This is a genomic window from Streptomyces sp. NBC_00353 (genome assembly GCF_036108815.1).
Lineage (GTDB): Bacteria > Actinomycetota > Actinomycetes > Streptomycetales > Streptomycetaceae > Streptomyces.
Genome location: NZ_CP107985.1, coordinates 5,704,684 through 5,725,607, shown reverse-complemented (window position 1 = coordinate 5,725,607; position 20,924 = coordinate 5,704,684). Strand labels below are relative to the sequence as shown.

Below are 20,924 nucleotides of genomic sequence, written 5' to 3'. Positions count from 1 at the left end.
CGGGGCCCGTCAGCCGGCTCCGCTCAGCGGCGCGGGCGGCGGCCGCGTCCGGAGGTGCCGGGGTCCTCGTCGTCACTGTCGTGATCGCCGAGCAGCTCGTCCGCCAGCGTCGGCAGATCGTCCAGCGGGGTCTCCTCGGCCCAGTCCGGACGAGGACGCCGACCGCGCTGCCGCCGCTCCTCGGCGGCGTGCGGATCGCTGACCTGCGGCAGTTCCCGGGTGCGCTCGTTCTCCCTCTCCGCTGCGGCGCCGGCCGGGCGCTCGTCACGGAAGATGCCGCGCGGGACCCGGTCCGCCGGGTGCTCGTCACGAGCCTCCCGTACGTCCCGGACCGGCGGAAGCACCGTCGTCTCGTCAGCGGCGCCCGCAGCGTTCCGTGCCGAAGGACGCCCCGACCGCTCCGACCCCTCGGAACGGTCTGTCGCGTCGGAGATCTTCGGGAGCATCGCCGTCTCGTCCTCGGGCGACGGTGTGGCAACCGGCGACGGCACCGCCTGGGTCACCTCGTTCGGGCCGACCACCGGCGTCGGCACCGTCAGCTCGTTGTCCGGGAAGGACGCGGACCCCGCTCGGGCAGCCTGCGCCGCCGAAGCCGAAGCTGCCTCGGCCTCCGCCTGCCGCCGGGCCGCCTCGGCCCGCAGCAGAGCCTCCTCGGCCTTGCGCTGCTTCTCCAGCCGCCGCGCCTCGGCCTCCTTGCGGAGCCTGGCCTCCTCCTCGGCCTGCCGGCGCAGCCGGGCCTGCTCGGCCTCGCGGGCCTGCTCCTCGGCCTCCCGCCTGACCCGCTCCTCCTCGGCGATCCTGCGGGCCTCCTCGGCCTGCCGGCGGGCTTCCTCCGCCTGCCGTTCGGCCTCGCGCTGCCGCGCCTCCTCCAGCTCGCGGCGCTGACGCTCCTCCTCCTCGGCACGGAGCTTGGCGAGCTGTTCCTGGCGCTCGCGCTCCAGTCGCTCCTCCTCCGCCTTGCGGGCGGCCTCTTCCTCGGCCTTGCGCCGGGCCTCGTCCTCGGCCGCCTTGCGCGCCTCCGCCTGGGCCTTGATCTCGGCCTCGGAGAGCGGCAGGAGCTGGTCGAGCCGGTGGCGTACGACGGTGGTGATCGATTCCGGTTCCTGGCCTGCGTCCACCACCAGATAGCGGGTCGGGTCGGCTGCCGCGAGGGTCAGGAAGCCGGACCGTACCCGGGCGTGGAACTCGGGCGGCTCGGACTCCAGCCGGTCGGGCGCCTCGGTGAACCGTTCCCGCGCGGTCTCCGGGTCGACGTCGAGCAGCACCGTCAGATGCGGTACGAGGCCGCTCGTCGCCCATCGCGAGATCCGGGCGATCTCGGTCGGGGACAGGTCGCGGCCGGCGCCCTGGTAGGCGACGGACGAGTCGATGTAACGGTCGGAGATGACGATCGCGCCGCGCTCCAGCGCCGGACGGACCAGCGAGTCGACGTGCTCGGCACGGTCGGCGGCGTACAGCAGGGCCTCGGCCCGGTTCGAAAGACCGGCCGACGACACGTCGAGCAGGATGGAACGCAGCCGCTTGCCGACCGGGGTCGCCCCCGGCTCACGGGTGACGACGACCTCGTGGCCCTTGGCGCGGATCCACTCGGCGAGCGCCTCGACCTGGGTGGACTTGCCGGCCCCGTCGCCGCCCTCCAGGACCAGGAAGAAGCCCGTCGCTGCGGGCGCCACGGCCGGTTCGCCGCCGCGCAGGGCCTCGCGCAGATCGCGGCGCAGCGGCACCCCGGACCGGTCGTCCGTCCTGGCGAGGACGATCGCGGCGACCGGCAGCAGCAGGGCGCCGATGAGCATCAGGGCGAAGGCGGCGCCGCCGTGCGCGAAGACGAAGTCACCGGCGGTCAGCCGGTGCGTGCCGATGGCAGCGGCCAGCAGCGGGCCCCCGACCGCGCCGAGCGCGATCAGGACCCGGACGACGGCCTGGAGGTGCTCGGTGGTCCTGGCCCGGCGGACCTCCTCGGTCTCCTGGTCCACGAGCGTGTGTCCGGTGTACGCGGCGACACCCGCCGCGTATCCGGCGAGGACCGCGATGAACACCACGGTCGCCGTGTCCGGCACCAGACCCATCGCGAGGAGCGCGACCCCGGTGACGGCGGTGGCGAGGGCGAGCAGCCGGCGCCGCGACAGGGTGGGCAGCACCCTCTCGGCGGTCCGTATGCCGGTCCCGGTGGCGCCGGTCAGAGCGAGGACCAGCAGGGCGAAGGTGACGGGGCCGCCACCGAGGTCGGCCGCGTGCAGTACGGCGACGGCGGCCGCGGCGGCGATCGCTCCGGCGACCGCGGCGCAGGCGCCGACGATCAGCGGGACGGCGCCGGTACGGCCCCTGTCCGGGCCGCCGGCCGTGGACGGCCGGCGCAGGCCCTCCAGGGGCGAGCGCGGGCGGGGCGTCGGCGAACCGGGCAGTTCGAGGAAGTACAGGGTGGAGATCGAGGCGGAGAACAGCCCGGCCGCGACGTACGAGCCGAGGGCCGCCTGATGGAAGGAGAACCACTCCAGCCCCGAACCCAGCAGATTGCCGATGAGCGTGGCAATCAGCAGGACGGCGGCCGCGGCGGGAACGGCGGCGAAGTCCGTACGCAGGGAGAGCCGGCGCAGGGCGTCGAGGTGGTCCGGCAGCGGGCGTACCGCGGCGCCCTCCGCGGGCGGGGCGGGCAGCAGCGCGGGCGCGGCGCTCTCCTTGGCGATGGTCCACAGCCGTTCGCCGACGCCGGTGACGAAGACGGTGATGAGGATCATCATGAGCGCCTTGTCGGGCATCCAGTCGATCCACAGCGGTGCGACGACGAGCAGTGCGAGCCGCAGCCCGTCCGCTCCGATCATCAGCCACCGCCGGTCCAGCGGTCCGCCGGGCGCGCTGAGCGTCGTCAGCGGCCCCAGGAGTACGGCTCCGAAGAGGAGCGTGGCAAGGATTCGGGCACCGAAGACAGCGGCGACGGCAAAGGCCGCCCCGCGGTATCCGGATCCGAATGAGCCCTCAAGGACCGCCGCTTGCAGCGACAGCAGCACCAGCACGAGAAGGGCGAGTGCATCGCCGATTCCACCGACGAGCTGCGCGCTCCACAACCGCTTCAGCGGGGGAACATGCAACAGGGCTCGTACGGCGCGCTCGCGTGAGTCTGCGGCAAGTGTGTCGGAGGTGGGGCTCACGACCGTTGGCTGCTCGGCTCGCGTCATCCGCCCAGCCTATCCGGAGCGGCGCGGTCACCGGTGGCCCCGTCCGAACATATGGGCGCCGGGCGCGGGGTGGTGCGGGGTTCGGGCGCCTGAGGCGGGCTTGTCCCCCCACTCACCCCTTCCCGAAACCGGGGCGCCGCCCCCGCTCCTCGGACGCCGGGCGGACCGAAAACGCAGGGCCCGGCACCTGGAGAGGTGCCGGGCCCTGGCGCTCACACGTGCTCGGCCGTCAGCCGACTGTCATCAGTCCTCGGCGGGGGACGTCGCAGTCGCCTTCTTGGCCACGGCCTTCTTCGCCGTCGTCGCCTTCTTCGCGGTCGTCGTCTTCTTCGCCGCGGTCTTCTTGGCCGCCGTCGCAGTCGTCTTCTTCGCGGCCGTCGTCTTCTTCGCGGCCGTCGTCTTCTTCGCCGGGGCCTTCTTCGCCGTCTTCTTCTTGGCGGGTCCCTTGGCGCGCTTCTCCGCGAGGAGCTCGTAGCCGCGCTCCGGCGTGATGTCCTCGACACTGTCGTCGGTGCGCAGCGTCGCATTCGTCTCGCCGTCGGTGACGTACGCACCGAAGCGCCCGTCCTTGACGACGACCGGAGCACCGCTCACCGGGTCGGTGCCCAGCTCCTTCAGCGGCGGCTTGGCGGCGGCCCGTCCGCGCTGCTTCGGCTGGGCGTAGATCGCGAGGGCCTCTTCGAGCGTGATGTCGAAGAGCTGGTCCTCGGAGGTGAGCGAACGCGAGTCCGTGCCCTTCTTCAGGTACGGGCCGTAGCGGCCGTTCTGTGCGGTGATCTCGACGCCTTCGGCGTCCTCGCCGACGACCCGCGGCAGCGACATCAGCCTGAGCGCGTCGGCCAGCGTCACCGTGTCCAGCGACATCGACTTGAAGAGCGACGCGGTCCGCGGCTTCACCGCGTTCTTGCCGGTCTTCGGCGTGCCCTCGGGCAGCACCTCGGTGACGTACGGACCGTACCGGCCGTCCTTCGCGATGATCTGGTTCCCGGTCACCGGGTCCGCGCCGAGCTCGTAGTCGCCGCTCGGCTTGGCCAGCAGCTCCTCCGCGTACTCGACGGACAGCTCGTCGGGCGCCAGTTCCTCCGGCACATCCGCGCGCTGGTGGCCCTCGGCGTCCTTCTCACCACGCTCGATGTACGGGCCGTACCGCCCGACTCGGAGCGTGATGTCGTTGCCGACGGGGAAGGAGGAGATCTCCCGGGCATCGATCGCGCCGAGGTCGGTGACGAGCTCCTTCAGACCGCCGAGGTGGTCGCCGTCGCCGTTGCCCGCAGCGGAGGCCGCGCCGCTGACAGCGTCGTCGCCCTCACCGAAGTAGAAGCGCCTCAGCCACGGCACGGACTGGGCCTCGCCCCGCGCGATGCGGTCGAGGTCGTCCTCCATCCGCGCGGTGAAGTCGTAGTCGACGAGCCGGCCGAAGTGCTTCTCCAGCAGGTTGACCACGGCGAAGGAGAGGAACGACGGGACGAGCGCCGTGCCCTTCTTGAAGACATAGCCGCGGTCGAGGATGGTGCCGATGATCGAGGCGTACGTCGACGGGCGGCCGATCTCGCGCTCTTCCAGCTCCTTGACCAGCGAGGCCTCGGTGTAACGGGCCGGCGGCTTGGTCGCGTGGCCGTCGACCGAGATCTCCTCGGCGGACAGCGCGTCGCCCTCGGCGACCTGCGGCAGCCGCCGCTCACGGTCGTCGAGCTCGGCGTTCGGGTCGTCGGCGCCTTCGACGTACGCCTTCATGAAGCCGTGGAAGGTGATCGTCTTGCCGGACGCGGAGAACTCGGCGTCCCGGCCGTCGCTGGCCCGGCCACCGATCTTCACGGTGACGGAGTTGCCGACCGCGTCCTTCATCTGGGAGGCGACGGTCCGCTTCCAGATCAGCTCGTAGAGCCGGAACTGGTCGCCGGTCAGGCCGGTCTCGGCGGGCGTGCGGAAGCGGTCGCCGGAGGGGCGGATCGCCTCGTGCGCCTCCTGCGCGTTCTTGACCTTCCCCGCGTACGTGCGCGGCTTGTCCGGCAGGTAGTCGGCGCCGTACAACTGCGTGACCTGCGCCCTCGCCGCGGAGATCGCGGTGTCGGAGAGGGTCGTGGAGTCGGTACGCATGTAGGTGATGAAGCCGTTCTCGTACAGCTTCTGCGCGACCTGCATGGTGGCCTTGGCCCCGAAGCCCAGCTTGCGGCTCGCCTCCTGCTGGAGGGTCGTCGTACGGAACGGGGCGTACGGGGAGCGGCGGTACGGCTTCGACTCGACGGACCGTACGGCGAACGTGGAGTCGGCGAGCGCGGCGGCCAGGGCCCGGGCGTTCGTCTCGTCCAGGTGCAGCACCTGGCCGGAGCCGGACTTCAGCTGCCCGTCCGGACCGAAGTCGCGGCCCTGGGCGATCCGGCGGCCGTCGACCGCGCTCAGCCGGGCCGTCAGCGTCGACGGGTCGGAGGCGTCACCGGTTCGGCCGGTGGCGAACGTGCCGGTCAGGTCCCAGTACTCGGCGGAGCGGAAGGCGATGCGCTCGCGCTCCCGCTCGACGACGAGGCGGGTGGCGACGGACTGGACGCGGCCGGCCGACAGCCGCGGCATGACCTTCTTCCACAGGACCGGCGAGACCTCGTAGCCGTAGAGACGGTCGAGGATACGGCGGGTCTCCTGGGCGTCGACCATGCGCTGATTGAGCTCGCGCGGGTTGGCCACCGCCTCCCGGATCGCGTCCTTGGTGATCTCGTGGAAGACCATCCGGTGGACCGGAACCTTCGGCTTGAGCACTTCCTGCAGGTGCCACGCGATGGCTTCGCCCTCGCGGTCCTCATCGGTCGCAAGGAAGAGTTCGTCGGACTCGGCCAGCAGCTGCTTGAGCTTCCTGACCTGCGCCTTCTTGTCCGCGTTGACGACGTAGATGGGCTGGAAGTCATGCTCGACGTCGACGCCGAGCCGACGGACCTCGCCGGTGTACTCGTCCGGCACCTCTGCGGCGCCGTTCGGCAGGTCACGGATGTGCCCGACGCTCGCCTCGACGACGTATCCGGGGCCGAGGTAGCCCTTGATCGTCTTCGCCTTGGCAGGCGACTCGACGATGACGAGTCGGCGGCCGCCCTGTGCGGTCTCGCTGGTCGGGGACAACTTCGCTCTTCTCTCCGGTCGACACTCAGTGGGCATCCGGGCAGCGCGATGGCGCTGCCGACGGTGCTGTCGCTGCGGAGTGTGACGGTACAACCCGCCCCCGTGTCAAACGGCAAAAGCCCGCAACGGCCACTCGAACGGTAACCCGACTTCCGCCATTCCTGCCGCCCGGAGTGCCCGTTACGCGGCGCGCACGGTCGCTGCCTGCGGGTTTCGGGGCCCGGTGGCCGCGCTGTGATCACCGGGGGAGAGAGGCGGTGCCGCCGGGCGTGTTCGCGGGTCCGGACCCGGTGGCCGCACGGTCGAGGAGGCAGTGGGAACCCGGTGGCGCCGGGCAGGGGAATGGATCAGATGTGAGTGAAGCACCACACGCCGAGAGCGAGGAAAAGTACGCCGAACAAAGTGGCGAGTGCGGTGGAGACGACGGGGCTCACCCCGTGCGCAACCGGCGCGCGATGGACGACGCGCGCCCCCGTCCATACCAGCAGCGCGGCCCCGAACAGCGCAAACGCCGTCCCGGCGAAGATCGCAGGTCCGCTCTCCATGTCCGTACGCCTCTCTGTCTGCGCCCGGCGCCGAGCCGGTGCCCGCGTCGAGTCGCCTCGCCAGGGGAGGCTGCCACGCACGGGCATCGTCGACACGAACCCCGGGTGAACTCCAGCACCGCGGCCCGTGGCGGTGGTCAGCGAGGGCGCGCCGCGGCACCGGCCGGTGCCGGGGCCGCACCCGACGGCCATGCGTGACGGTCGTGCGTGATGGCCGGATTCACATCACGTCGAGCGTCGCGCGTCGTCTGCTGCCGCGTTCGAAGAGCGCCAGCAGGACGACGGCGAGCACCGCATACCCGGCCCCCGTCGCCAGCTCGGCACCGAGCCGCCCCCGGTCGAGCCCGCCGCCCGCGGACAACTGCCGGGCGGCCTCGGCGGCATGGGTCAGCGGGAGTACGTCCCCGAAGGCCCGCATCCATCCCGGGAGGGTCTCGCGCGGCACATTGGCCCCGGTGAGCAGAAGGAGTACGGAACTCGCCACGTTGGACACCAGGAACACATCGCGGAAACGCAGGCCGAGCGCCCCCAGGGCGAGCCCGAAGGCGGAACAGCCGGCCGCGGCGGCGAGTAGCACCGCTCCGAGACCGGGCAGCGAGCCAACCGGAACCCGCAGTCCCAGCAGGAGGCAGGCAGCAGTGAGCGTGAAGACGCTGATGAGGAGGCCGTTCAGTACATAGGGCAGAGCCCGCCCGAACCAGAGCGGAGCCCGGTGCCGAGGGCTCAGCAACACCGCTCCGAGGGTGCCGTAGCGGCGCTCGTTGGCGATGGCCATGGTGCCGCCGTAGACGCAAGCCGTGGAGGCGGCGACAACGGCGTTGCCCAGCAGGTAGAAGCGGTCGTCGGCGACACCCAGCTGTCGCCCGAGGAAGACGAAGAACAGCAGTTGCAGCAGCGGGCCGACCAGCAACGTGCCGATGAACATGGGCGGCGTCGTCCAGTTGAACAGTGCCCGGTACGAGAGGGCACCACCGACGACGACGAGTCGCAGCGCGCGGACGATGCGTCGAGCGAGGTGGGGAATCCGGTAGAGCATGCGTCGAAACTCCTGGGCTTCAGGCGAGGGAGAGGGTGGCAGCGGCCCGCGCACGGCGTTCGACCCGCCCCAGGACGAGGACAGCAGCCAGCGCGTAGACCGCGCCGAGGGCGAGGGCGACGGCCATCGGGGTCAATACCTCACCGACGGCCGCGCCACCCGATGTCGCCGCGTGCACGGCCCGCGCACCCCAAGTGGTCGGCAGCGCCCAGGAGACCGGACGCGTCCAGTCCGGGAGCACGGTGACGGGCACGAGCAGCCCGGACAGCAGCCACACGGGCGCGTCCAGCGGGTTGGCGAGCGCGTTGGCGTTGCGCAGCAGAACGAACGTGGCGGCGAGCAGCAGCCCCATCATCCCGAGCGACAGCACGCACACCGGTACGGCCACCAGAAAGAGCAGCGGGTGCGCGAAGTCGAGGGGCACGTCGAAGAGCACGGCGCCCCAGACCACGGTCGCGCCCATGGCGTACGTACCGATGACGGCCGTGGCCAGGGTGATGGGCAGAAGGACGAGGGAGAGCGGAGTGGGCGAGCTGACCAGCGTCTCCAGGGTGCCGAGCCAGCGCTGGTTCTGCACGGCTCCGCCCGACCCGAAGAGCACCGAGGACCAGATGCCCATCAGTCCCGCGCCGACGGCTGCGGTGAGCAGCATGTCGGGGTCGTCGGCGGCGCGGAAGAGGTAGACGGCGAGGGTCGCGTACACCAGGGGTACAAGGACGGCGAAGGTGATTTCGAGCGGTGAGCGGCTCATGTACGAGACATGGGTCCGCACTCCGACGACGGTCAGGCGAAGAGCCCGCGACACGGTCATACGACGGCCTCCTCGGACCGGCCGGCCGTCGCGGCGCAGGAGCCGTCGCCCCCGCTGCCGTCCGTACCGGTGTCCGCGCCACCGCCGGTACCGCTCTCCGTCTCCCCGGCCTGCTCAGCCTCTTCGACGATCGCGATGTACGCGTCCTCCAGGGTGGGTTCCCGGGTGACGACCCGTCCGATCCGGATCCCGTCGAGCGCCGCCAGGACCTGCGCGTGCAGCTCCGCCCCTCGTTCCGTCTGCACCATGACGGCCTGCCGGCTGCCCCGGTCCTCGGCCGCCACCCCGCGCACTCCCGGCAGTTCCCTGATGCGGTCCAGGTGCTCGTCGGCCGCCCCGTACGCCTCGATCTCCAGGATGTCGCGCTCCTGCACCCGGGACTTGAGCCGGTCCGGGGTGCCGAGCGCCCGGATCGTGCCGCCCGCGATCACCGCGATCCGGTCGCACAACTCGTCGGCCTCGGCCATGTAATGGGTGGTGAGCAGGACGGTGGTGCCACCGGTCCGCAGATCGGCGACCGTACGACGCAGATCGCGCGCGGCCACCGGGTCGACACCGATGGACGGCTCGTCGAGGAAGAGGACATCGGGCTTGTGCAGCAGACCGCGGGCGATGTGCAGACGCTGCCTCATCCCGCGCGAGTAGCCCTCGACACGTTCCCTCTCCCGGCCGGCCAGGCCGACCAGGTCTAGGAGTTCGGCGATCCGGCGCTTCTGCTCGCGCGGCTCGACCCCGTACAGCTCGGCGAAGTAGCGCAGGTTGTCGAGAGCGGAGAGCCGGTCGTACAGGCCCCGGTCGCCGCCGAAGACGTAGCCGATCCTGCGGCGTACGGCCACGGGGTCGGACGCCACGTCATGGCCGAGGACACGAGCCGTGCCGGAGGTGGGCAGCAGCAGGGTGTTGAGCATCTTGATGGTCGTGGTCTTGCCCGCGCCGTTGGGGCCGAGCAGTCCGAACAGCTCGCCGCGCGCCACCTCGAAACTGACGCCGCGCACGGCCTCGGTCGTGGTGCGGCGGGGGCGCAGAAAGCCGGTGCGGCTGGTGTAGGTGCGGCGGAGATTCTTCGCCTCGATCGCAAGCATGGCGGGGACGCTAGGCCCGCCCGTACGGCACCCGCCATCAATTCGGGGGCTGCCGAATCGTCGTTCACGTCCCGGTCCGGTCAGGACACGGCGTGCAGCACGTCCTCGCCCGACAGCAGCGCGAGCAGCGCCCTGCCGGTGTCGGTGAGCTGGTAGTAGACGCTGCGTCCGATCCGGTGGCGGGTGACGACGTCCGCGTCGGCGAGGACGGACAGATGTTCCGAGACCGTGCTCGGTGCGAGGCCGAGCCGGTCGGCTATCCCTGCCGTGGTGAGCGGCCCGCCGAGCTGGCGCAGGACCGATGCCCGGCCCCGTCCGAGCAGCACACCGAGCCGGTCGGTGGGCTCCGGCCCGGCCGTGGCCCGCTCGCGCAGCGCGCCCGCACCCCGGGCCTGGAAGGAGACGGCGAGGACCTCGGGATCGTCGGTGGAGTAGAGCCGGCAGCCCTCGGCGAAGACGAGCGGTACGAGCAGGAGCCGCCGCTCGCCCGCCCGGTACTCGGCGTCGATGTGCTTCGTCAGTTCAAGGACGGGCGGTGTCCACTTGGCCCGTGCCTCCAGCCCGGCGAAGAGCGCGTCGACCCCTTCGGTCGCGAAGGTCCGGGCGCGGATGAGGACTTCGTCCTCGACCAGGCGACGCATGGTCGGCCAGTGCTGCTCCAGTGCGCCTTCCCAGTACGCGGCGTACGCATCGGCGAGTGCGGCGCAGGCCGCCTCGGGGTCGTCCAGGTAGGGGCGGACGCGGGGATGGTCCTCCAGCCCCGGATAGTGCTCCTCGACCCCGGCCCGTACAACCTCGGGCGGCGTCGCCCGGACGGTGTCCAGCTCCGTCTCGACGGACGAGGCCCCGACCGGAAGCGGAAGCAGGAAGTCCGGGAAGTTCGCCGGGCCGTCGACCAGCAACTGCAGTGCCGCGGTCCGGTCGTCCTCGCGCAGCACCTCGCGGGCCCGTACGGCCCACTCCTCGTACGGCCAGGAGGGCGTGCGGTGCGGCCGGGCCAGATGCAGGCTGCAGAAGGCGTCCCACAGCGGGCTGATGGCGATCCGGGTCGCGCCGAGCGTCGCCTCGTCCAGCTCGATCCGGATCACCGCGCCCCCACCGTCCCCTCCGGCCTCATCGAATCCCCCCGCCCGTCGACGTGCACCCGATCAGGCCTGCCCCGCCGGTTCCAGGAACCCCTCCCCCACCAGCAGCCGGATCGCCTGCGGGGTGCGATCGCGCAGCAGCACCGGGTCCTCGTTCATCAACTGGGCGATCGCGTCCAGGATCCGGCCCGCGGGCAGTGTCCCGTCACAGACGCCCGCGAAGCCCGCGCCGACCGCGTCGACCTTCGTCGCGCGCCGCATGCCGCGGTTCTGACGCAGCACCACGTGCTCGGGGTCCTCCGCGCCGGGCAGCCCGACCTGCTCCTGCATCACCTCCGGTGCCAGCGTGAAGTGATCGGCGAGGAGAGCCGCGTCGTCGTGGGTCCGCAGGTAGTCCTGGCGCGCGAAGTGGGCCTCCACCGCCTCGCCGAGCGGCTGTTCCACCGGATGCGGCCACTCCTCGATCACGATCGACGGGTTCTCCGCGGTCGCTTCCGACTTCCGCAGCGTGATCCAGCCGAAGCCGACCCCCTTGGTCTTGCGGGCCTCGAACTCGTCCAGCCAGGCGTCGTACCGCGCGGCGTACTGCGCGGGGTCCGTGCGGTGGTCGCCGCTGTCGCGCAGCCACAGCTCCGCGTACTGCGTGATGTCCTGCATCTCCCGCTGGACGATCCAGGCGTCGCAGCCGCGCGGCACCCAGGAACGCAGCCGGTCCTGCCACTCCTCGCCGTCGACGTGCTGCCAGTTGGCGAGGAAGTGCGCGTACCCCCCGTCGTTCAGCCGGTCGCCGGCCTGCTGCACCAGCGTCCGGCACAGGTCGTCGCCGCCCATGCCGCCGTCGCGGTACGTGAGGCGGGCGCCGGGCGAGATGACGAACGGCGGGTTGGAGACAATCAGGTCGTACGTCTCGGTGCCGACCGGCTCGAAGAGGGAACCCTCGCGCAGATCGGCCGGGGTGGCACCGGACAGGGCGAGGGTCAACCGGGTGAAGACGAGGGCTCGGGGGTTGAGGTCCGTGGCCGTGACCCGGGTGGCGTGCTGCGAGGCGTACAGCGCCTGGATGCCGGAGCCCGCACCGACGTCGAGCGCGGAGGCGACCGGCGTACGGACGGTGATCCCGGCGAGTGTGCTGGACGCCCCACCGACACCGAGGACGACCCCCTCCTCGTGCGAACCGATGCCACCGGCACCGCCGACCGCGCAGCCCAGATCGGAGACGATGAACCAGTCCTGACCCTCCGGTCCGCTGTACGGCCGCACATCGACGGTGGCCCGCACCTCGTCGTCCTCGCGGATCACCCAGCCGTCCTCGACGCACTCGGCCAGCGGGAGTGCGGCGCGGGCCCGCTCGTACGGGACGGGACGCTGGAGCAGGAAGAGCCGCACCAGCGTGTCGAGCGGCGAGCCGCCACGGGTGGCACGCAGCGCCGGAACCGTCTCGCTGCGGGCGAGCGCGGCGTAGGCGGGCGCACCGAGCAGGTCGAGGAGCCCGTCGGCGGTGAAGGCGGCGGCAAGCAGGGCTTCGCGGAGCCGGGGCGAACGGTCGGGCGCGGGGAGGCTGGTCGTACTCACCCGCCCATTGTGGCCGCTCCCGCTGACAACGGCACCGGCCCGGCAGCCACCTGGGCCGCCGGGCCGGTCGTACGGCCGCCGGTTACGACTTCTTGCTGGGCGAGGCGGATGGCGCAGGAGCGGTGGGCGCGACCGAAGCCTTCGGCTTCTGGCAGCCGGGCTGCTTGGCCATCGCGGTGCCGACCTCGCCGGACTGGAGCTTCCTCAGCGCCTCGTCACCGTTGGTGCTGATCTTGTTCAGCTCGTCGGCGATGCCCTTCAGACCGTCGGCGAACTTCGCCTGGTCCTTCGTGTTGAGCTCGTCGACCTTCTTCTGAAGGTTCGCGTACGCCACCGAGGAGGCGTTGAGCTCCTTCACGGCCTCCTTCTGCGTGGCCTCGCCGCCGTCGACCGGCGGCGCGCCCGCCGACTCCACCGCTGCGCCCAGCGCCTTGTACGCCTGCGAGATCTGCTGGAAGGCGGCCGAGTCGGTCTCCTGGACGTCGGCGGGCTTGCTGTTGTCGGCGGTCTGCTGCTGGATGGCGGCGTTGGCGTTCGCGATCTTCTGCAGCTGGGGCTTGACCTGGTCACAGACCTTCTTGGCCCAGTCGTTGACCTTGTTGTCGCTGCTGCTGTCGTCGCTGCAGCCCGACAGCGCGAGTACGAGTACCGCACCGCCGGACAGTGCGGCTGCAAGCTTCTTGTTCACCGGATCGGTCCCTTCCAAGGCTCTCGGCCCCGGAACTTACACGCCGGAAGACCTCCATCCGGGTGTCGAGCGTCCAGTGGGTGACCTTTTGCAGCCATTTGCACCAAGGGAAATGAGGGAGATACCACTCGCACGCGAACGGGTGAACAAGTCGAACGGGCGAACGCCGCGACGGATGAAGGGGCGGGACAGATGAAGGGGCGGGCGGCACATCAGATGTGCCGCCCGCCCCTTCATCCTTCGGCCGGCTGCCGCTGACGGGCCGGCCGGCTACCGATCAGCCGCTGCCTGCGGGCTGCCGTGCCGTTCCCGGCACCCGCCTCACGAAACGGCCGCCGGATCGGTCGTCTCGGCGGTCCTGCCGCCGTCCTCGTCGTCGTCGTCGCCGGAAGCACCTTCCTCGCCCACGGCGATCCCACGCCGCTTGGAGACATACACCGCGCCGACGATGACCGCGATGGCGAGCACCGCCACCACCGTCCGCACACCCGCGCTCGCGTCCGCCCCGTAGCTGAACTGCACCACCGCGGGGGCGATGAGCAGCGCCACGAGGTTCATCACCTTGAGCAGCGGGTTGATCGCCGGTCCCGCCGTGTCCTTGAACGGGTCGCCGACCGTGTCGCCGATCACCGTCGCGGCGTGGGCATCGCTGCCCTTGCCGCCGTGATGACCGTCCTCCACGAGCTTCTTGGCGTTGTCCCAGGCGCCTCCGGAGTTGGCGAGGAAGACCGCCATCAGCGTCCCGGTGCCGATCGCGCCCGCGAGATACGAACCGAGGGCCCCGACGCCGAGGGTGAAGCCGACCGCGATCGGTGCGAGCACCGCGAGCAGTCCGGGCGTGGCGAGCTCGCGCAGCGCGTCCTTGGTGCAGATGTCGACGACGCGTCCGTACTCGGGCTTCTCGGTGTAGTTCATGATCCCGGGGTGCTCGCGGAACTGCCGCCGCACCTCGTAGACCACGGCCCCCGCGGACCGGGACACCGCGTTGATGGCCAGACCGGAGAAGAGGAAGACGACCGCGGCACCGAGGATCAGCCCCACCAGGTTGTTGGGCTGCGAGATGTCGAGGCTCAGCCCCATCTCTCCGGCACTGGCCCCGACGTCGTCGACCGCCGTGGCGATGGCGTCGCGGTACGAGCCGAACAGCGCCGACGCCGCGAGAACGGCGGTGGCGATGGCGATGCCCTTGGTGATCGCCTTGGTGGTGTTGCCGACGGCGTCCAGGTCGGTGAGGACCTGGGCACCGGCGCCGGTGACATCACCGGACATCTCGGCGATGCCCTGGGCGTTGTCGGAGACCGGACCGAAGGTGTCCATGGCCACGATCACCCCGACGGTGGTGAGCAGCCCGGTCCCGGCGAGGGCCACCGCGAAGAGCGCCAGCATGATCGACGTACCGCCGAGCAGGAACGCCCCGTAGACACCGAGGCCGATCAGCAGCGCGGTGTAGACGGCGGACTCCAGACCGATGGAGATACCGGCGAGCACAACGGTCGCCGGGCCGGTCAGCGAGGACTTGCCGATGTCCCGGACGGGGCGCCGGTTGGTCTCGGTGAAGTAGCCGGTGAGCTGCTGGATCAGCGCGGCCAGCACGATGCCGATGGCAACGGCGACCAGGGCGAAGATCCGCGGGTCGCCGCCGTGCGAGGTGATGGCGCGGTCGGTGACGCCGTTCAGGTCGGCGTACGAGGACGGCAGGTAGACGAAGACGCCCACCGCCACCAGGACGAGCGAGATCACCGCGGAGATGAAGAAGCCGCGGTTGATGGCGGTCATCCCGCTGCGGTCGGCGCGCCGCGGGGCGACCGCGAAGATCCCGATCATGGCGGTGATCACGCCGATCGCCGGCACGATCAGCGGGAAGGCCAGTCCGGCGTCGCCGAAGGCGGCCTTGCCGAGGATCAGCGCGGCGACGAGGGTCACGGCGTACGACTCGAAGAGGTCGGCCGCCATGCCCGCGCAGTCACCGACGTTGTCGCCGACGTTGTCGGCGATGGTGGCGGCGTTGCGCGGGTCGTCCTCCGGGATGCCCTGCTCGACCTTGCCGACGAGGTCGGCACCCACGTCGGCGGCCTTGGTGAAGATGCCACCGCCGACCCTCATGAACATGGCGATCAGTGCGGCACCGAGACCGAAGCCCTCCAGCACCTTGGGCGCGTCGGCGGCATAGACGAGGACCACGCAGGAGGCACCGAGCAGCCCGAGCCCCACCGTGATCATGCCGACCACGCCGCCCGTACGGAAAGCAATCTTCATCGCCCGGTGCGACACGGCGGTGAGATCCTTTTCCGGTTCACCTTCAGCCGGCGTCGCCTCACGGGCCGCCGCAGCCACGCGCACATTGCTGCGTACGGCAAGACGCATGCCGATGTATCCGGTGGCCGCCGAGAAAAGCGCACCCACCAGGAAGAACACTGAACGGCCTGCACGCTGCGACCAGTTGTCGGCCGGCAGCAGCAGGAGCAGGAAGAAGACCACGACGGCAAAGACGCCGACGGTCCGCAGCTGCCGGGCCAGATAGGCGTTCGCGCCCTCCTGGACGGCTGCCGCGATCTCCTTCATACGGTCGGTGCCCTCACCGGCCGCCAGCACCTGGCGTACCAGCAGCCTGGCAACGATCAGTGCGGCGACGGCCACGGCAGCAACGACGATCACGATGACGCGGTTGTCATCGGTCAGTACCGCGGCCGCGAGTGAGGTGGGCCGGTCGGAAAGTGCGGAAACTTCGGGCAGTTCTGCCAGCGATGTGTTGAAGAACCCCGCCATACGTCCTCCTCGACGCTCAGCGCTCAAGACGTGGACGGATTGTAGGGAGCGGAACCTGATCAAAACAGTGCGCGGGAAATGTAATTGACCTTCTACCCCGGATCAGCGAAAGATCGCATTCTCGGATTGAACCGAATGCAGTAATGGGGCAGACACATTGTCCGTTGATCGTTTATCAAGCACAAATGAAAAAGGCCCTGCTCAGCAGGGCCTCGAAGAATGGATCAAGCGTTGTGCAGCGGGTGGGCCGGGACGGGTCGACCGGCCGTCGCGCCTGCGCCGCCTCAGGGAGTCAGCGGTGCGGGGGTCTTCGGCCAGCTCATCCGGATCACTCCGCCGTCAGCTGCCGATCTGACTTCCACATCATCGACGAGGCCGCTGATGACCGCGAGACCCATCTCGTCCTCGCCGTCCGCGTCAACCTCGGATTCCGGCTCATCGAGCCCCCCGCCGGGCGTGGCGCCGCGTGTCCCGGACGCTGTTGCGGACCCGGCTTCGCCGCCCGGGCCGGGCACCTCGTCGCCGACCTCGATGGAGAAGGACTTCTCCTCCTCGGTCAGGACGACCTTGATCGGAGCGGTGATGCCATGACTGCGGTGCAGCCCGACAGCGCGGCTGCAGGCCTCACCGACGGCGAGTCTGACCTCGTCGAGCGCTGCCTCGTCGACCCCGGCCCGGCGCGCCACTGCGGCCGCCACGAGGCGGGCCGTTCTGACGTGTTCGGGCTGGGCGCTGAAGCGGAGTTCAACGGTGGCCATGCGATCCCCCTCAGACGTACGGGCGTGCATCTCAAGGGCCCGGGCGTGCCGCCCGGTACCCCTGGCTCTCTTCCTCCGGACGCCGGCGGAGCCACCGGCCGACCAACAGCCGACAGCTTGCCGCCGAAACCCCGGTCCGGCCACCGGCCACCGGCAGCCGACGGCCCGGCCCGGCGGACCGGCGGCCCAATGGACCGCCTGTCCGCCGAACGGGCTGCCTGCCGGACCGGCCTACGGCCGATCCAGCCGCGGACCGACCTCAGTCGGTGGCCGCGACAGCCTCGTCGACCGTGGTGTGAATCGGGAACACCTTGGTCAGACCAGTGATCCGGAAGATCTTGAGAATGCGCTCCTGGTTGCAGACCAGGCGCAGCGAGCCCTCATGGGCCCGGACACGCTTCAGGCCGCCCACAAGCACGCCGAGGCCGGTGGAGTCGAGAAAGTCGACACCTTCCATGTCGACAACCAGGTGGTAGCTGCCGTCATTCACCAACTCGACCAACTGCTCGCGCAGCTTGGGCGCGGTATACACATCAATCTCGCCACCGACCTCGACGACCGTACGGTCGCCACCAGGGCCGGACACATTGCGAGTCGACAAGGACAGGTCCACGGATCCTCCAGCACCTTGCTATCGAGCGGTCGCCCCTCGGTCTCCCCGACGGAGCCAGGGGACGGATCGCCAGCCGCGATGGCATTCAATCACTTACCAGCAGCCATGCACGACGCCTTGGGACCATTGTCCGTCACAGCGGTGACACACTCGGTGCTGATGGCCAAGAATCACCGCCCCAGTCGACCACCCGTGAGCGGGGACTCCCGCCCCTCTCCCGCCATGATCCTCCACCGGCTCACCGCAGGGGCGGGCCGGTCCGCGCGCATCACTCATACGGAGCACTTGCCCCCGCGCACGGGAACCCATGCCATCTGGCCGGATCGCATCCGGCCAGAAGTGATCGCCGCCATCCAGAAAGCCGGCATCGACCACCCGTGGGCGCATCAGGCGGCCGCTGCGGAGCACGCCCTGGACGGCGAATCCGTTGTGATCGCCACCGGAACGGCCTCCGGCAAGTCGCTCGCCTACCTCGCCCCGGTCCTCAGCGCCCTGCTCGACGGCTCGGAAGCCCCCAACGGCCGCGGCGCGACCGCTCTGTATCTCGCACCCACCAAGGCCCTGGCCGCCGATCAGCGGCGTTCGGTGAAGGAACTCGCGGCGCCGCTCTCCAACGGGATCAGGCCGGCGGTCTACGACGGCGACACACCGGTCGAGGAACGCGAGTGGGTACGCCAGTACGCCAACTACGTCCTGACCAACCCCGACATGCTGCACCGCGGGATTCTGCCGTCCCACCCCCGCTGGTCCTCCTTCCTGCGCGCCCTGCGCTTCGTCGTCATCGATGAGTGCCACACCTACCGCGGCGTCTTCGGCTCGCATGTCGCCCAGGTGGTGCGCCGGCTCCGTCGTCTCTGCGCCCGTTACGGGGCTGATCCGGTCTTCCTGCTCGCGTCGGCCACCGCGGCGCAGCCCTCGGTGGCTGCGGGCCGTCTCACCGGTCTCCCTGTCAGGGAGGTCGCCGACGACGCCTCACCCCGCGGCGAAATGGTCTTCGCCCTGTGGGAGCCGCCGCTGACCGAGCTGCACGGCGAGAAGGGCGCCCCCGTACGCCGCACGGCCACCGCCGAGACCGCCGACCTCCTCACCGATCTGACGGTCCAGGGCATCCGCTCCGTCGCCTTCGTACGCTCCCGGCGCGGCGCCGAGCTCATCTCCGTCATCGCCAAGGAGCGACTCGCCGAGGTGGACCGCTCACTGCCCGCCCGGGTCGCCGCCTACCGCGGGGGATACCTCCCCGAGGAACGCCGCGCCCTGGAGCGCGCCCTGCACTCCGGCCGGCTGCTGGGCCTGGCCGCCACCACCGCCCTCGAGCTCGGCATCGATGTCTCGGGCCTGGATGCCGTCGTCATCGCCGGCTATCCCGGCACCAGGGCGTCGCTGTGGCAGCAGGCCGGCCGGGCCGGACGCGCCGGGCAGGGCGCCCTGGCCATCCTGGTGGCCCGCGACGACCCGCTGGACACCTTCCTCGTCCACCACCCCGAGGCGCTGTTCCAGCAGCCTGTGGAGTCGACCGTCCTCGACCCGGACAACCCGTACGTCCTCGCCCCCCATCTGTGCGCGGCAGCCGCGGAGCTTCCGCTCACCGAGACCGACCTGGAGCTGTTCGGGCCCGCCGTGGCCGAGCTGCTGCCGCAGCTGGAGGCCGCGAAACTGCTCCGCAAGCGGGCGTCGGGCTGGCACTGGACCCGCCGTGAGCGGGCCGCCGATCTCACCGACATCCGTGGCGAGGGCGGCCGCCCGGTCCAGATCGTCGAGGAGGGAACCGGCCGGCTGCTGGGCACCGTCGACGAGTCGGCCGCACACACCGCCGTCCACGACGGAGCCGTCCACCTCCACCAGGGCCGCTCCTATCTGGTCCGGAAACTGGATCTGGAGGACTCGGTCGCCCTGGTCGAACAGGCCGACCCGCCGTACTCGACAACCGCCCGAGACACCACCTCCATCACCGTCCTGGAGACCGACACCGAGATCCCGTGGGGTGACGGGCGGCTCTGTTACGGCTCCGTCGAAGTCACCAACCAGGTCGTCTCCTTCCTGCGTCGCAAACTGATCACCGGCGAGGTCCTCGGCGAGACCAAGCTGGACCTGCCGCCCCGCACGCTGCGCACCCGCGCCGTGTGGTGGACGGTCACCCAGGACCAACTGGACGCCGCCCGCATCAACCCGGAGATCCTGGGCGGCGCGCTGCATGCGGCCGAGCACGCGTCGATCGGAATGCTGCCCCTCTTCGCCACCTGCGACCGCTGGGACATCGGCGGTGTCTCCGTGCCGCTCCATCCGGACACGCTGCTGCCGACCGTCTTCGTGTACGACGGCCATCCCGGCGGTGCCGGATTCGCCGAGCGGGCCTTCCACACCGCCCGTGGCTGGCTCACCGCCACCCGCCAGGCCATCGCGTCCTGCGAGTGCGAGGCGGGCTGCCCGTCCTGCATCCAGTCCCCCAAGTGCGGCAACGGCAACGATCCGCTGCACAAGCGAGGCGCCGTCCGCCTCCTCGGCGAACTCCTCAGGTCCGCCCCGGCGGACCCGGAAGAGCCGGGGAAGCCGGGGAAGCCGGAGGAGCTGCGGGAGCCGGAGAGCCCGGCCCCGGAGCGGTCCGCGGAGAGCCGGCCGGACCCGGAACGGCCTCCGGGGGGCCCGCCCGGGACCTGACCGTGGGCGTGTACGGCCCGAACCGCACCCGGGCCGCCACATCGGCGATCTCCCCCTGCACTGCACACCGCACCAGCACCGCCCCCTGAGCCCCGGCCACCTCCTCGGCCGCCCGGCACGCCGCCTCCGCCCCCCGCAGGGCCCGGTCGGCGGCTGCCAGGGCCGCCAGGTCCGCCGCCCCACCGGCCCGGTGCCGGGCGACCACCACTTGTCCGAGCGCGAGCACGATCGCGAAGACCGCACACAACGTGGTCGTGGTCATCGCCACCCACACAGTCGCCACTCCCCGATCCCCTCCCCCGCACCGCCGCGCCCCCGACAAGCGCCGCACTCGCCGCACCTGCCATGCCCGCCGTGCCTGCCGCATCCGCCGCCGAGCCGCCTGCCCCGAGCCGGCACCCTCCCCCGTCACGGCGCCACCCCCACCGTGTCCTCGGCCAGCGCTGCCGCCTCCGCGCTCAGCGTCAGGGTCAGCGGGCCGGGTCCGGGCGTCGGTGCAGCGACCCGTACCCGCCACAGCTCCCCGGCCCGTTCCAGATCGATCCGGGCCCGGTCGGGTGCCGCCGAACGGGCGACTGCCAACACCTGCGCCTCCGGTTCGGAGCGGGCCGCCGCCCGAGCCCCGGCCCTCGCCGCATCCACACACCGGATCTGGGCGGAGACGGCCATCAGCGCCCAGACAAGGGCCAGGGCGAACAGCGCGAGTACCGGAATCACCATGGCCGCCTCCGCCGTCACCGCGCCCCGGTCGTCTCCCCCTCCGCCACCCCTGGCCTCGCCGCTCCCGCTGCCGGGACGCCGCCCCTCAGAACTTCGCATCGAGCGCGTCCTTGAGAAGCGACTGCAGCGCCGTCATGACAGGCGGGCTGGTGACCACCTTGTAGAGCACCGCCGCGAACGCGCAGGCCGCGATCGTCCCCACCGCATATTCGGACGTCGTCATTCCGCCGTCCGACCGGGCTCGGCGCACCATGCCCCGCACCCAGCTCCTGATTCGCTGTGCCATTTCAACCCCCGAGAATGGTTCGATTTAGA

At 71.1% G+C, this 20,924-nt stretch carries 15 protein-coding genes and 1 pseudogene; 1 reads left to right on the top strand and 15 read right to left on the bottom strand.

What is annotated here, in order from left to right; all coding sequences use genetic code 11:
* Window positions 1–23: 23 nt before the first annotated feature.
* The 12 genes from tmk to OHA88_RS25875 form a co-directional block, all read right to left on the bottom strand.
* Complete coding sequence (gene tmk / locus OHA88_RS25930; RefSeq protein ID WP_328627259.1) at window positions 24–3,173, bottom strand: dTMP kinase; 3,150 nt, start codon at window positions 3,171–3,173, stop codon at window positions 24–26.
* Between the two features lie 243 nt (window positions 3,174–3,416).
* Window positions 3,417–6,278, bottom strand: coding sequence for a type I DNA topoisomerase (gene topA / locus OHA88_RS25925; RefSeq protein ID WP_328627258.1), 2,862 nt, complete (start codon window positions 6,276–6,278; stop codon window positions 3,417–3,419).
* A 347-nt stretch (window positions 6,279–6,625) separates the two neighbouring features.
* Window positions 6,626–6,823 (bottom strand): hypothetical protein, encoded by a 198-nt coding sequence (locus OHA88_RS25920; protein WP_267004460.1) that lies wholly within the window; start codon window positions 6,821–6,823, stop codon window positions 6,626–6,628.
* 220 nt (window positions 6,824–7,043) lie between these two features.
* The gene (locus OHA88_RS25915; RefSeq protein ID WP_328627257.1) at window positions 7,044–7,859 is read right to left on the bottom strand and encodes an ABC transporter permease; all 816 of its coding nucleotides are present in this window, start codon (window positions 7,857–7,859) and stop codon (window positions 7,044–7,046) included.
* 19 nt (window positions 7,860–7,878) lie between these two features.
* Window positions 7,879–8,670 (bottom strand): ABC transporter permease, encoded by a 792-nt coding sequence (locus tag OHA88_RS25910; RefSeq protein WP_328627256.1) that lies wholly within the window; start codon window positions 8,668–8,670, stop codon window positions 7,879–7,881.
* Window positions 8,667–9,752, bottom strand: a complete 1,086-nt coding sequence (locus OHA88_RS25905; protein ID WP_328627255.1) for an ABC transporter ATP-binding protein — start codon at window positions 9,750–9,752, stop codon at window positions 8,667–8,669. Before OHA88_RS25905 ends, OHA88_RS25910 begins: the two co-directional genes overlap by 4 nt.
* A gap of 80 nt (window positions 9,753–9,832) precedes the next feature.
* Entirely contained in the window at window positions 9,833–10,840 is a 1,008-nt protein-coding gene (locus OHA88_RS25900; protein ID WP_328627254.1) for an ArsR/SmtB family transcription factor, read from the bottom strand.
* 60 nt (window positions 10,841–10,900) lie between these two features.
* Complete coding sequence (locus OHA88_RS25895; protein ID WP_326629265.1) at window positions 10,901–12,409, bottom strand: class I SAM-dependent methyltransferase; 1,509 nt, start codon at window positions 12,407–12,409, stop codon at window positions 10,901–10,903.
* A gap of 82 nt (window positions 12,410–12,491) precedes the next feature.
* A complete protein-coding gene (locus OHA88_RS25890; RefSeq protein WP_326604515.1) occupies window positions 12,492–13,097 on the bottom strand; it encodes a small secreted protein in 606 nt (201 codons plus the stop codon).
* A gap of 321 nt (window positions 13,098–13,418) precedes the next feature.
* On the bottom strand, window positions 13,419–15,863 hold the full coding sequence (locus OHA88_RS25885) for a sodium-translocating pyrophosphatase (protein ID WP_328627253.1): 2,445 nt from the start codon (window positions 15,861–15,863) through the stop codon (window positions 13,419–13,421).
* Between the two features lie 284 nt (window positions 15,864–16,147).
* On the bottom strand, window positions 16,148–16,621 hold the full coding sequence (locus OHA88_RS25880) for an ATP-binding protein (RefSeq protein WP_328627252.1): 474 nt from the start codon (window positions 16,619–16,621) through the stop codon (window positions 16,148–16,150).
* Window positions 16,622–16,880: 259 nt separating this feature from the next.
* Entirely contained in the window at window positions 16,881–17,234 is a 354-nt protein-coding gene (locus OHA88_RS25875) for an STAS domain-containing protein (protein WP_003967428.1), read from the bottom strand.
* Between the two features lie 78 nt (window positions 17,235–17,312).
* Here OHA88_RS25875 and OHA88_RS25870 point away from each other — a divergent pair, with 78 nt between their 5' ends.
* Entirely contained in the window at window positions 17,313–19,889 is a 2,577-nt protein-coding gene (locus tag OHA88_RS25870; protein WP_328627251.1) for a DEAD/DEAH box helicase, read from the top strand.
* A gap of 40 nt (window positions 19,890–19,929) precedes the next feature.
* Here the strand turns inward: OHA88_RS25870 and OHA88_RS25865 are convergent.
* The 3 genes and pseudogenes from OHA88_RS25865 to OHA88_RS25855 all read right to left on the bottom strand — a co-directional run.
* Window positions 19,930–20,151 (bottom strand): annotated as a pseudogene (locus tag OHA88_RS25865) (Rv3654c family TadE-like protein); the annotation flags it as partial.
* A 146-nt stretch (window positions 20,152–20,297) separates the two neighbouring features.
* Window positions 20,298–20,708, bottom strand: coding sequence for a TadE family type IV pilus minor pilin (locus OHA88_RS25860; RefSeq protein ID WP_328627250.1), 411 nt, complete (start codon window positions 20,706–20,708; stop codon window positions 20,298–20,300).
* Window positions 20,695–20,895: a DUF4244 domain-containing protein gene (locus tag OHA88_RS25855; RefSeq protein WP_267004449.1), complete on the bottom strand. Its 201-nt coding sequence runs from the start codon at window positions 20,893–20,895 to the stop codon at window positions 20,695–20,697. The genes OHA88_RS25860 and OHA88_RS25855 overlap by 14 nt, the downstream gene beginning before the upstream one ends.
* Between the last annotated feature and the right edge of the window lie 29 nt (window positions 20,896–20,924).

What these genes read in the sequence shown, in the direction of transcription:
- OHA88_RS25885 (WP_328627253.1), bottom strand. Translation starts at nt 15,863, where the DNA reads ATGGCGGGGTTCTTCAACACATCGCTGGCAGAACTGCCCGAAGTTTCC.
- OHA88_RS25855 (WP_267004449.1), bottom strand. Translation starts at nt 20,895, where the DNA reads ATGGCACAGCGAATCAGGAGCTGGGTGCGGGGCATGGTGCGCCGAGCC.
- OHA88_RS25870 (WP_328627251.1), top strand. Translation starts at nt 17,313, where the DNA reads ATGGCATTCAATCACTTACCAGCAGCCATGCACGACGCCTTGGGACCA.
- OHA88_RS25880 (WP_328627252.1), bottom strand. Translation starts at nt 16,621, where the DNA reads ATGGCCACCGTTGAACTCCGCTTCAGCGCCCAGCCCGAACACGTCAGA.
- OHA88_RS25920 (WP_267004460.1), bottom strand. Translation starts at nt 6,823, where the DNA reads ATGGAGAGCGGACCTGCGATCTTCGCCGGGACGGCGTTTGCGCTGTTC.
- OHA88_RS25860 (WP_328627250.1), bottom strand. Translation starts at nt 20,708, where the DNA reads ATGCGAAGTTCTGAGGGGCGGCGTCCCGGCAGCGGGAGCGGCGAGGCC.
- OHA88_RS25915 (WP_328627257.1), bottom strand. Translation starts at nt 7,859, where the DNA reads ATGCTCTACCGGATTCCCCACCTCGCTCGACGCATCGTCCGCGCGCTG.
- tmk (WP_328627259.1), bottom strand. Translation starts at nt 3,173, where the DNA reads ATGACGCGAGCCGAGCAGCCAACGGTCGTGAGCCCCACCTCCGACACA.
- OHA88_RS25905 (WP_328627255.1), bottom strand. Translation starts at nt 9,752, where the DNA reads ATGCTTGCGATCGAGGCGAAGAATCTCCGCCGCACCTACACCAGCCGC.
- OHA88_RS25910 (WP_328627256.1), bottom strand. Translation starts at nt 8,670, where the DNA reads ATGACCGTGTCGCGGGCTCTTCGCCTGACCGTCGTCGGAGTGCGGACC.